The 11,323-nt window shown below is 64.5% G+C and carries 10 protein-coding genes; 4 read left to right on the top strand and 6 right to left on the bottom strand.

Annotated features, from left to right (window positions below; translation table 11 throughout):
- Nucleotides 1-32: 32 nt before the first annotated feature.
- Both mscL and LB528_RS08460 read left to right on the top strand, forming a co-directional pair.
- Nucleotides 33-455 (top strand): large conductance mechanosensitive channel protein MscL, encoded by a 423-nt coding sequence (mscL, locus tag LB528_RS08465; protein ID WP_224512924.1) that lies wholly within the window; start codon nt 33-35, stop codon nt 453-455.
- Between the two features lie 103 nt (nt 456-558).
- Nucleotides 559-1,725 (top strand): pyridoxal phosphate-dependent aminotransferase, encoded by a 1,167-nt coding sequence (locus LB528_RS08460; RefSeq protein WP_224714510.1) that lies wholly within the window; start codon nt 559-561, stop codon nt 1,723-1,725.
- A 141-nt stretch (nt 1,726-1,866) separates the two neighbouring features.
- Here LB528_RS08460 and hemA read toward each other — a convergent pair whose 3' ends face one another.
- Nucleotides 1,867-3,144, bottom strand: a complete 1,278-nt coding sequence (gene hemA / locus LB528_RS08455) for a 5-aminolevulinate synthase (protein WP_224714509.1) — start codon at nt 3,142-3,144, stop codon at nt 1,867-1,869.
- Between the two features lie 279 nt (nt 3,145-3,423).
- On the opposite strand from hemA, the gene galE reads away from it, so the two are divergent.
- Nucleotides 3,424-4,419 (top strand): UDP-glucose 4-epimerase GalE, encoded by a 996-nt coding sequence (gene galE, locus LB528_RS08450; protein WP_224714508.1) that lies wholly within the window; start codon nt 3,424-3,426, stop codon nt 4,417-4,419.
- Nucleotides 4,420-4,515: 96 nt separating this feature from the next.
- Nucleotides 4,516-5,772 (top strand): D-amino acid dehydrogenase, encoded by a 1,257-nt coding sequence (locus LB528_RS08445; protein ID WP_224714507.1) that lies wholly within the window; start codon nt 4,516-4,518, stop codon nt 5,770-5,772.
- Between the two features lie 218 nt (nt 5,773-5,990).
- Here LB528_RS08445 and LB528_RS08440 read toward each other — a convergent pair whose 3' ends face one another.
- Genes LB528_RS08440 through LB528_RS08420 form a run of 5 tightly spaced genes read right to left on the bottom strand, consistent with a single transcriptional unit; the run spans nt 5,991 to nt 11,173 of the window.
- Nucleotides 5,991-7,349: an FGGY-family carbohydrate kinase gene (locus LB528_RS08440; RefSeq protein ID WP_224714506.1), complete on the bottom strand. Its 1,359-nt coding sequence runs from the start codon at nt 7,347-7,349 to the stop codon at nt 5,991-5,993.
- Entirely contained in the window at nt 7,346-7,660 is a 315-nt protein-coding gene (rhaM, locus tag LB528_RS08435) for an L-rhamnose mutarotase (protein ID WP_224512917.1), read from the bottom strand. The genes LB528_RS08440 and rhaM overlap by 4 nt, the downstream gene beginning before the upstream one ends.
- A complete protein-coding gene (locus LB528_RS08430) occupies nt 7,660-8,661 on the bottom strand; it encodes an ABC transporter permease (protein WP_224714505.1) in 1,002 nt (333 codons plus the stop codon). Before LB528_RS08430 ends, rhaM begins: the two co-directional genes overlap by 1 nt.
- A complete protein-coding gene (locus LB528_RS08425) occupies nt 8,658-9,635 on the bottom strand; it encodes an ABC transporter permease (protein ID WP_224714504.1) in 978 nt (325 codons plus the stop codon). The genes LB528_RS08430 and LB528_RS08425 overlap by 4 nt, the downstream gene beginning before the upstream one ends.
- Nucleotides 9,632-11,173, bottom strand: a complete 1,542-nt coding sequence (locus LB528_RS08420) for a sugar ABC transporter ATP-binding protein (RefSeq protein WP_224512911.1) — start codon at nt 11,171-11,173, stop codon at nt 9,632-9,634. The genes LB528_RS08425 and LB528_RS08420 overlap by 4 nt, the downstream gene beginning before the upstream one ends.
- Nucleotides 11,174-11,323: the final 150 nt, after the last annotated feature.

Genomic DNA, 11,323 nt, shown 5'->3' with positions numbered 1-11,323 from the left:
GCAGCGCGGCCCGTCACGGCAAGGAGGGTCGAATGCTGAAAGAATTCCAGGAATTCATCTCCAAGGGCAATGTGATGGACTTGGCCGTCGGCGTCATCATCGGCGCCGCCTTCGGCAAGATCGTCGATTCGCTCGTCAACGACATCATCATGCCGATCATCGGCGCGATCTTCGGCGGGCTGGACTTCAACAATTACTTCTTCGGCCTGTCTTCGAACGTCCATTCGGCCACGCTGGCCGATGCCAAGAAAGAAGGCGCCGTCTTCGCCTATGGCAGCTTCCTCACGGTCGTGCTGAATTTCCTGATCCTGGCCTTCATCATCTTCCTGATGGTCAAGGCGGTGAACAATCTGCGCAGGCGACTGGAACGCGAGAAGCCCGCTGCTGCCGCTGCCCCGCCGCCCGCCGACGTGCAGTTGCTGACCGAAATCCGCGACCTGCTCGCCAAGAGATAACGCGGAGCGGGTGCTCTGGACCAAAACCCCGGCCCCCTGCGGCCGGGGTTTTCCGTTTGGGGATCTGGTAAGAGCGCTCACGAGACGAATACGGATTTTGCCCATGACCCTTATCGAGACCTTGCGCGCGGAAGCCCGCGCTGCGCCCGAAAGCGGCATCGTCGCCGTCATCAATCATGGCCGCCTGCGCGAAGGCCTGATCCCGCTCTGGGCCGGCGAGGGGGACCTGCCGACGCCTTCCTTCATCAGCGATGCCGCCGCCAAGGGACTGGCCGACGGCGAGACGTTCTACACCTGGCAGAAGGGCATTCCCGCGCTCAGGCAGGCGCTCGCCCGTTACTACGCCAGGCATTTCGGCAAGACCTTCGCCGAGGAAGAGTTCATCGTCACCGGATCCGGCATGCATGCCATCCAGTTGGCCATCGACGCGATCGCCGGCAGCGGCGACGAGGTGATCTATCTCTCGCCCGCCTGGCCGAATTTCGCTGCGGCCGCCGGCGTGGCGGGCGCCGTGCCGGTGCCGGTTACTCTCGACCAGTCCAGCAATGGCTGGTCCTGCGACGTCGACAAGATCGCAGCGGCGATCACGCCGCGCACGAAGCTTCTGTTCATCAACACGCCGTCCAACCCGACCGGCTGGACCGCCGACAAGGAGACGCTCCAGGCGATCCTCGATCTCGCCCGCCAGAAGGGCCTGTGGATCATTGCCGACGAGATCTATTCGCTGTTCCACTACGGCCATGGCCGCGCGCCGTCCTTCCTCGACATCGCCACGCCCGAGGACCGTATCCTGTTCGTCAACAGCTTCTCCAAGAACTGGGCCATGACCGGCTGGCGTGTCGGCTGGATCAAGACCCATCCCGCCTTGCAGCAGGTGTTCGAGAACCTGATCCAGTACTCGACCTCGGGCGTCGCGCAGTTCATGCAGCGCGGCGCGGTCGCCGCCCTCGATGAGGGTGACGGCTTCATCGCCGAACAGGTGGAGCGCGCGCGGGCGGCACGCGACCTCGTCTGCGGCATCCTTGGCGAAACCGGCAAGGCGCGGTTCGCCGTGCCGCAGGGCGCCTTCTACCTGTTCTTCAGGATTGACGGCCTCACCGATGCTCGAAAAGCCGCCTTCGACATTGTCGACAACGCCAATGTCGGCCTGGCGCCCGGCACCGCCTTCGGTCCCGGCGGCGAAGCCTTCCTCAGGCTATGCTTCCACCGCCGCCTCGATCAGCTCGACGAAGCGGCACATCGCCTGGCGAAATGGATGAAAACAGTGTGAATCGCCCTGAAGCCGGATTGAAACTCGCTCTGGCGAGTCAGCTGGTGCGGCCTTCGAGAACTGGAGCGCAGCGGACATTCAGGTCCGTGAGCACTGGAAGCGCTGCGGCAGATGGCCACCGGAGTAGAGTTTCAAACGGCTTCAGCCGCCTGACTTCGGCACCAGCAGCGGAATGATCCGGTCGCTCTTGGCGACGGCGGGACGGCCGGAGCTGGCATAGGGAATGCCCAGCGCATCCCAGGTCTCGACCAGCGCGTCCTGCAGCTCGGTGATCAGCGCGTCCGAATGGAACGGCGTCGGCGTGATGCGCAGCCGTTCGGTGCCGCGCGGCACCGTCGGATAGTTGATCGGCTGGATATAGATGCCGTGTACGCCGAGCAGACGGTCGCTGGCCATCTTGCAAAGCTCGGGGTCGCCGACCAGCACCGGCACGATATGGGTGGCCGAGTCCATCACCGGCAGCCCGGCCGCGGCAAGCACCTGTTTGGTGCGCGCCGCCTGGCGCTGCTGGGCGTCGCGCTCGGCCTGCGAGCGCTTGAGGTGACGGATCGAGGTCGTTGCGGCCGCCGCGATCGCCGGCGGCAGCGCGGTGGTGAAGATGAAGCCCGGCGCATAGGAGCGCACCGCGTCAATGACGGCGCTGGTGCCGGCGATGTAGCCGCCCAGCGTGCCGAAGGCCTTGGCCAAGGTGCCCTCGATGATGTCGATGCGGTCGGCCAGGCCCTCGCGTTCGGTGATGCCGCCGCCGCGCGGCCCGTACATGCCCACCGCATGGACCTCGTCGATATAGGTCATGGCGTTGTAGCGTTCGGCGAGCTCGACGATCTGCCTGATCGGCGCGATATCGCCATCCATCGAATAGACGCTTTCGAAGACGATCAGCTTGGCGCGCTCGCGCCCGGCTGCCTGTAGCAAGCTTTCCAGATGCGCGACGTCGTTGTGGCGGAAGATCTTCTTTTCCGCGCCCGAGCGGCGCACGCCTTCGATCATCGAGGCATGGTTGAGCTCGTCCGAAATGATCAGGCAGTTGGGCAGGAGCCGCGCGATGGTCGAGATCGAGGCCTCGTTGGAGACGAAGCCCGAGGTGAAGACGAGCGCCGCTTCCTTGTCATGCAGATCGGCGAGCTCCTGCTCGAGCTCGACCAAAGGGTTCGAGGTACCGGAGATGTTGCGGGTGCCGCCGGCGCCCGAGCCCATCTTGCTGGCCGCGGTCTGGAAGGCGGCAATCACATCGGCGTTCTGGCCCATGCCGAGATAGTCATTGGAGCACCACACGGTGATTTCCTGGGCGCGGCCGTTGGAACGCCAGATGGCGCGCGGGAACTTGCCCACGATGCGTTCCAGGTCGGCGAAAACGCGGTAGCGACGCTCGGCGTGGAGCTGGTCGATCGCATCCTCGAAGAACCGCTGATAGTCCATGTCGACTTCCCAATTTTGGGGCCGGATCATAATCACTGCCCCATGCCGCGTCCACCGCGCCCAACCGGTCAAAATGCCACGCCCGTGCCCTGTTCCTAACGATGCCGGAACGTGGCCTATTCCCGGCTGTTTGAAGCAGTTTGGTTTCAGTACGATGCCTCGGGCGCGCGACGAACTGTTACGGACTTAACATAGGGAGGCTAGTGGGCTTGCGGCGGGTTTTCCAGCATGGTGGCTGTTGAGACAGTTTCCGATAAATCCTGACCAGCGAGGTAGATGATGACGGTTTTGGTGACAGGCGGTGCCGGTTATATCGGCAGCCATATGGTCTGGGAGCTGCTGGACGCCGGCGAGAGCGTCGTGGTGCTCGACCGGCTCTCCACCGGTTTTGAATGGGCGGTCGCCCCGGAAGCAAGGCTCACCGTCGGCGACGTCGCCGACCGCGACCTGGTCGGCCGGATCATCCGCGACAGCAAGGTCGACGCCATCATCCACTTCGCCGGCTCGATCGTCGTCCCGGAATCGGTCGCCGACCCGCTCGGCTATTACGAAAACAACACCTGCAAGACCCGCACGCTGATCGAAACCGCGGTGCGTGAAGGCGTGCCGCACTTCATCTTCTCCTCCACCGCTGCCGTCTACGGCGGCGCCGGACTGGAACCGGTGCGCGAGGATGCCCACCTTGCGCCGGAATCGCCTTACGGCCTCTCCAAGCTGATGAGCGAATGGATGCTGCGCGACGCGGCGCTGGCGCACGACATCCGCTACACGGCGCTGCGTTATTTCAACGTCGCCGGCGCCGATCCGAAGGGCCGCACGGGACAGTCGACCCCCGGCGCCACGCATCTGATCAAGGTCGCCTGCGAGACCGCGCTCGGCAAGCGCCCCTTCATGCAGGTCTTCGGCACCGATTATTCGACGCCGGACGGCACCTGCATGCGCGACTACATCCATGTCAGCGATCTCGCCGCCGCGCACCGGCTGGCGCTGCAGCGGCTGCGCGATGGCGGCGGGAGTCTCGTCGCCAACTGCGGCTATAGCCACGGCTATTCGGTGCTCGAGGTGATCGACAGCGTGCGCCGCGCCTTCGGCCATGACTTCGATGTGCGCATGGGGGACCGCCGGCCGGGCGACGCCGCCGCCGTGGTCGCCAATTCCGAGCTTGCCCGCAAGGAACTCGGCTGGACGCCGAAGCGTGACGATCTCGACCTGATCGTCAACGACGCGCTGGCCTGGGAACGGATTCTGACGACCAAGAACTCCATCAGAAGCTGACTGTTGGGCCAAGGGCTCGTCCGGCGCGTCCGTACACGGTATTGAGACCCATTCAGCGGCGCCCAAAGGCGTGCGCCGCCGCAATGAGGGAACGGCATGAAGGTCTTGGTTCTCGGCGCCGGCGTGGTTGGCACGGCGGCCGCCTATTATCTGGCAAGGGACGGTCACGAGGTGACGGTGATCGAGCGCCACGAAACGGCGGCGCGCGGCACCAGCCAGTCAAATGCCGGCCTGGTGTCGCCCGGCGATGCCACCGCCTGGGCTTCGCCCGCCGCGCTGAAGACCTTCCTGCGCGCGCTCTGGAACCATGATCTCGGCATCAAGGTCAGGCTGCGCCTCGATCCCTATTTCTATGCCTGGAGCCTGCGCTTCCTGCGCGAATGCACCGTGACGCGGCTACGCGCCAACACCGACGTCAAGCTCAGGCTCGCGCTCCATTCTCGCGACTGCATCAATCAACTGTCGGAGGAGACCGGCATCCATTACGACGAGCGCAAGAAGGGCATTCTCTACTTCTTCCGCTCGCAAAAGAGCCTCGACACCGGCACCGACAATTACCGCTACCTCGGCGAGCGCGGCCTGCCGATCGAGATCGTCGGCCGCGAGCGTCTGGTCGAGCTGGAACCGGGCCTCGCCGGCGTTAAGGAAAAGATCGCCGGCGGCATCTATTCGCCGATCGATCAGACCGGCGATTCCAAGCAGTTCACCGACAAGCTCGCCGCGCATGCAGCCGAGAAGCTCGGCGTCAAATTCCTGTTCGGCACGACGATCCAGGGCCTCGACATCGAGGGCGACCAGGTGCGCGCCGTCATGACCTCGGCCGGGCCGGTCACCGGCGACGCCATCGTCATCTCCATGGGGCCGGAAAGCGGCCTGCTCGGCCGCCGCTACGGCATCGACCTGCCGGTCTACCCGGTGAAAGGTTACACCGCCACCATCCCGCTCGAGGACGAGAGCAAGGGGCCGACCATGGGCGGCGCCGACGAGGACCGGCTGATAGGATATTCGAGGCTCGGCAATCGTCTGCGTATGTCCTCGACGGCCGAATTCACCGGCTTCGACCGCAGCTTCAAGCCGGGTGATTTCAGGACCATCCTGGAAACCGGCAAGGATCTTTTCCCCGGCGCCTTCGACGAGAAGAAGGCCGTGCTCTGGGCCGGCCTGCGGCCGATGATGCCGAATTCGGTGCCGGTCATCGGCCAGGCGAAATACCGCAACCTCTATCTCGACACCGGCCACGGCCATGTCGGTTGGACCATGGCCTGCGGCTCGGGACAGTTCCTGGCCGACGTCGTCGCCGGCCGCAAGCCGCAGATCGACCCGCGGGGACTGCTTTACGGGACGGCGCGCTGAGAGGTCTTTAATTGCCGAGGTTGGCGCTGCCCCTCATCCGCCTGCCGGCACCTTCTCCCCGTTGAACGGGGAGACGGGAGCTGGCCGCAATGCCAGCACCCATTCTGCAACGCTGGCGATCGGCGAAAAGTGCAGGAGAGCGTCTTTCTCTCCGTCACTATCCGGGGAGAAATGCCCGGCAGGGCAATGAGGCGCGGCGCTAACCAGTCAATGGTCGGTTACGTCTGAACGGCCAACTGCCACGCCCTTACATAATCGCGCCAGGCGTGCTCGGCCGGAGGCCCGGTGCGTTCGCCTTTGCTCAAAACGGTAGCGCCATCTGACGCCAGCAGCGCGGCGCCGATGCTGGTCCCCGTCGAGGTCTCCGATGCGATGACCGGCCGCTCCGCCGCCGTCGCCAGCATTCGGATGAAGAGCCGGTTCTGCGCGAAGGGCCCTTCGACAATCGTCGGTCCTTCGCCGCCGATCAGTTCGAGACAGGTCGCGGTCATCAGCGCCAGATAGAACGAGATGGCGGCGAAGCGCTGGCCCGTGCTCAAGTCGTCGGCATTGAGCCACTGTGCGTCGCGATGCGGAAATGGCCCGGAGCCCTGTTGAGTGGAAGGCAGCAGCAACACCTGCCGCGCCAGAACGGCGGTGGCATCGGCTTCGCTCCATTCCTGTGGCTGGCCCTCGGTCAGCAGCGAAAACTCGCGTCCGCCCATGAAACGCGCCGACGGCACCGGATCGCCGAGTGCATTGACATTGACCAGCGTGTCGCGCGCCGCATCGAGCTCCACCCTCCTGCCGCCGACCGCCATCGACACCACCCATGTGCCGGTCGAAACAACCGAGAAGGGCGGTCGGTCGGACAGCAAGTGCGGCAGCAGCGAGGCGTTGGAATCGTGCAGCCCGCAGAACACCGGCGTCTGGGGGTCGAGCCCCGTCCGCCGAGCCAGCTCCGGCAGGATTGGACCAAGCCGGTCCTTTGCCGGCCGTACCGGCGCCATCAGCCGGCGCCAGCCCATCTGGTCTACCAGCGACGAGTAATCGGATGTCCAGGGATTCCAGAGATCGGTGTGGCAGCCGAGCGAGGTCAGCTCATTGGCGGCGACGCCGGTCAGCCGCAGCGCCCAATATTGCGGATACATCAGCATCGCGGCGGCCCTGGTGAATTCCGCCGGGAAACGCTTCTGCTGCCAGAAGAATTGCGCGCCGAGATTGAGGCCGATCGGCAGCCGCGGCGTGCCTGTTTCGCCGAAGGGCGGACGCACGGCGTTATAATCGGCCGCAAGCTGGTTGGGGCCGTCGAATTCGTAATCGAGCACAGGCAGCACCAGTTCGCCTGAGCCGTCGACCAGCGCGCCGGTCGCGCCATGCGTGGTGATCGATATCGCATCGATCCGCCCTTCGCGGTTGAGATCGGCAAGGCTGTTCAGGATGAACGTCCACAGCGCCTCGACATCGTGATGCGGATAGGGCGCTTGCCGCACTGGCGCGTTGGCGATACGGCGCAGCGCGATCTCGCTCAGGGTCGCGAGATCGACAAGCGCCACCTTGGCGTTGGTCTTGCCGATATCGATGACGGCGACGATCATGCCATATGGAACACGGTTTCCAGCGGTACCGCCACCGGCTCGTTGTCGGGTTTGGTCTCCATGAGGTCGGCCATATGCGCCCACCAGCGCTGCATCACCGGGTGCTTCGGAAGATCGGCCATGCCGTGGTCATCGCGGCGCCACAGCACCCCGAACAGGATATTGGTCTCCTCGTCGAGATGGATCGAATAGTCGGAGATGCCGGCCTCTCTCAGCAGCGCGACCAGCTCGGGCCAGATCTCGTCATGGCGGCGCTTGTATTCGGCCTTCATGCCGGGATTGAGCTTCATCTTGAAGGCGTACTTATCCATCAGGCGAAGCGCCCCTCGCGCAGCCGCCGCCAGACGATCGGCAGCGCAATGACGATGATCAGCAGCAGGCCGATGAAGATCGACATGACGATGCCGGGTACATTGAGCAGTCCGAGGCCGAACGTCACCAGCCCCATGATGAAGGCGGCTAGCACGACGCCAAGGATGCTGCCGGCGCCGCCGAGGATCGACACGCCCCCTAGCACCACCATGGTGATCGCCTCGAGCTCGTAGCCCTGCGCGATCGACGGTCGCGTCGAGCCGAGCCGCGAGGTGATCAGCACCGAGGCGATGCCCGACATCAGCCCGGTCAGGCAGAACAGGATGAACTTGATGCGGTCGACGCGCACGCCGGAGAACTGGCAGGCGACGGGGTTGTTGCCGATGGCGAAGACGCGGCGGCCGAAGCTCGTGCGGTGCAGCACGAACCAGTAGATCAGCGCCGCGACGAGGAACAGCGCCAGCTCGAACGAGAAGACCCACCAGACATAGCCCTGGCCGAAGAAGGCGAAGCTTTCCGGATAGCCCTTGTAGGCCTGATCGCCGAGGATGATGAAGGCGATGCCGCGGAACAGGCTCATCGTGCCGATGGTGACGACTATGGAAGGCAGGCCGAGCCGGGTGACGAGCAGCCCGTTGAAGGCGCCGCAGCCGAGCCCGACGGCAATGCCGATCGCCATCAGCACCGGCGTTCCGGCGCCGACCTGCACGGCCATGCCCATCATCGTCGAGGCTAAAGCAACGATCGCCGCGACCGACAGATCGATCTCGCCCGAAATGATCAGCAGCGCCATGGCTAAAGCGATCAGGCCCTTCTCGGTGAAATTGAAGGTCAGGTCCGACAGCGACCACGGATCGAGGAAATAGGGCGAAGCAAAACTGTTCACCGCGAAGATGAGGACCGCGATGACGACGAGCAGCGCCTCCCAGGAGAAGATCGCCGAGGAGAGCGGCTTGTCCAACCGGTCGGGGATGTGGCGCGGGGCAGGGGTGTCGGTCATGCCGCTTCCGCCTTTCTCAGGATGATGCGACCCTGCCGGCGCTCGCCGCGTGCGTTGAGCACCACGGCCAGGATAATGGCGCTGCCCGAAATCGCCATCTGCCAGAAGGGCGAGATGTTGATGACCGGCAGCGCGTTGGAGATGATGCCGAGGAACAGGGCGCCCAGCACCGCGCCGCCGACCGAGCCGATGCCGCCGGCGATCGAGATGCCGCCGATCACGCAGGCGGCGATGATGTTGAGCTCATAGCCGTTGGCGACCTCGACCGAAGCGATCACGTAGCGCGAGATCCACAGGTAGCCTGCGAGCCCGCCGATCATCCCGGAAATGCAAAAGACGATGAATTTTGTGCGGCCGACATCGACGCCGGCATAGACGGAGGCGGTTGGATTGACGCCGATGGCGTAGATCGAGCGGCCAATCTGCGTGCGCGTCATCACCACGAAGAACAGCGCGATGACCAAAAGCGCGATCCAGGACAGCACCGGCAGGCCGAGGAAGGCGGTGCGCTGGAAATTGATGAAGTCGGGGCTCATCTGGTCGGCATTGACCCAGGCGCCGCCGGAGACGACGAAGGTCGCTCCACGATAGATGGTGAGCGTGCCCAGCGTCACCACGATCGACGGGATGTTCAGCCGCCAGACCAGGAAGCCGTTGATGGCGCCAAGCACCAGGCCGACGGCAAGAGCGATGACGATCAGCACCGGGATCGGGATCGCGGGATGCGCGGCGTTGAGCATAGCCACCACCATGCCGGTGAAGCAGAGGTTGGACGCCATCGACAGGTCGATCGAGCGCGTCAGGATGACCACCATCTGGCCCAGCGCCAGGATCATCAGGATCGAGGTGTCATTGAACACCTGGCGCAGATTGGTCGGGTCGGCGAAGCCTGGGAAGCGCGTTGAGATCAGGCCGACCAGCACGACGATGCCGGCCAGCAGCCAGATCTCGCGATATTTGAGGAACCTTTTCATGCCACGATCCCCGCTGCCGTCCGAACCAGCGTCTCGGCGTCGAGCCCTTCATTGTCATAGGTGGCCGCGATGCGGCCCTCGCGCATGACCACGACGCGGTCCGACATGCCGAGGATTTCGGGCAGTTCCGACGACACCATGATCACCGAAAGGCCTTGCGCGACCAGCTCGGCCATGAAGCCGTGCACGGCGGCCTTGGAGCCGATGTCGATGCCCTTGGTCGGCTCGTCGAGGATGATCACCTTGGGCGTGGTCGCCAGCCATTTGGCGATGACGACCTTCTGCTGGTTGCCGCCGGAAAGCGTGCCGACATCCTGGCTGAGCGATGAGGCGCGCAGATCGAGACGTTCGGTATAGGAGCGGGCGAGCGAAAACTCTTCCGCCAGCCTCAGCACGCCGGATTTCGAGGTGCGCTTCAGCGAAGGCAGCGATACGTTCTGGAAGATGGGCAGGCCGATCACCACGCCCTGTTTGCCGCGCTCTTCCGGCACATAGACGATGCCGGCCTCGATCGAATCCGCCGCCGATTTCGGCGCGATCGTCTTGCCGTCCAGCGAAATCGCGCCCCGGCTGGTGCGGGTGATGCCGGCGATCGCCTGCATCACCTCGCTGCGCCCGGCGCCGACCAGCCCGTAGAAGCCGAGGATCTCCCCCTTGCGCAATTCGAAGCCGATGTCATCGAACTCTGTCGGGTGCGACAGGCCGGAAATGGAAAGTACCGGCGCCCCGATCTTCGGCTCGCGCCGCGGGAAGATGTGGTCGACGTTGCGGCCGACCATCATGCGCACGATCTCGTTCTGGCCGGTATCTTTCAGCAGGCCTTCGCCCACCATCTCGCCGTCGCGGAAGACGGTGTAGCGGTCGGCGATGCGGTAGATCTCGTCGAACTTGTGGCTGATGAAGAGCACCGCCTTGCCTTCGCTCTTCAGGAATTCGATCAGCAGGAAAAGCTCCTCGATCTCCTTCATCGAAAGTGCCGCGGTCGGCTCATCCATGATGACGATGCGCGCGTCGATCGACATCGCGCGGGCCACCGCCACCAGATGCTTATTGGCGATGCCGAGGTCCTTCAGCCGCGCGTCAGCGTCGATATGGCCGGCGCGCATCGTCTCCAGCACCTCGCGGGCGTTCTTGCGCATAGTGCGCCAATCGATGGTGCCGAAGCGGGTGCGCGGCGCATGGCCGAGAAAAATGTTTTCGGCGACCGAAAGATCGTCGAACAGCACTGTCTCCTGGTGGATGGCGGTGATGCCGTGGCCGAAGGCGGCATGCGCGCTAGGTAGCGTCGTGGTCAGGCCGTCGATGCCGATCTCGCCTGAATCGGGCTGGTAGATGCCGGTCATGATCTTGACCAGCGTCGACTTGCCGGCGCCGTTCTCGCCGATCAGCGCCGTCACCTGTCCCGGATAGAGCGACAGGCTGACATTGTGCAGCGCGCGCACGCCCGGAAAACTTTTCGAGATGCCGGAGAGCGTCAGGCGAGGAGCCGAGGTTGGGGGCCGTTCGTCTACTTTGCCGTGATGGGCCGTCGTATCCATAGTCGTATCAAGCCCGTCTATATTCCGTGTTGACTCCCCCTCACCCGACCTCCGCTTCGCTCGGTCGACCTCTCCCCGAGGGGAGAGGAGGTTTGCGAGCCTGGCTCCAGGCTCTTCTCCCCACCGGGGAGAAGGTGGCCGCGAAGCGGC

Origin of the sequence: Mesorhizobium sp. CA4 (assembly GCF_020165075.1) — a bacterium.
In the GTDB taxonomy this organism is placed as follows: domain Bacteria; phylum Pseudomonadota; class Alphaproteobacteria; order Rhizobiales; family Rhizobiaceae; genus Mesorhizobium.
The sequence above is the reverse complement of the archived record's forward strand: the minus strand, read 5'-3'. Positions and strand labels throughout refer to the sequence as shown.

Coding starts and splice junctions, on each gene's coding strand:
- mscL (WP_224512924.1), top strand. CDS start 33: ATGCTGAAAGAATTCCAGGAATTCATCTCCAAGGGCAATGTGATGGAC.
- LB528_RS08460 (WP_224714510.1), top strand. CDS start 559: ATGACCCTTATCGAGACCTTGCGCGCGGAAGCCCGCGCTGCGCCCGAA.
- LB528_RS08430 (WP_224714505.1), bottom strand. CDS start 8,661: ATGACCGACACCCCTGCCCCGCGCCACATCCCCGACCGGTTGGACAAG.
- LB528_RS08445 (WP_224714507.1), top strand. CDS start 4,516: ATGAAGGTCTTGGTTCTCGGCGCCGGCGTGGTTGGCACGGCGGCCGCC.
- LB528_RS08440 (WP_224714506.1), bottom strand. CDS start 7,349: ATGATCGTCGCCGTCATCGATATCGGCAAGACCAACGCCAAGGTGGCG.
- LB528_RS08425 (WP_224714504.1), bottom strand. CDS start 9,635: ATGAAAAGGTTCCTCAAATATCGCGAGATCTGGCTGCTGGCCGGCATC.
- rhaM (WP_224512917.1), bottom strand. CDS start 7,660: ATGGATAAGTACGCCTTCAAGATGAAGCTCAATCCCGGCATGAAGGCC.
- galE (WP_224714508.1), top strand. CDS start 3,424: ATGACGGTTTTGGTGACAGGCGGTGCCGGTTATATCGGCAGCCATATG.
- LB528_RS08420 (WP_224512911.1), bottom strand. CDS start 11,173: ATGGATACGACGGCCCATCACGGCAAAGTAGACGAACGGCCCCCAACC.
- hemA (WP_224714509.1), bottom strand. CDS start 3,144: ATGGACTATCAGCGGTTCTTCGAGGATGCGATCGACCAGCTCCACGCC.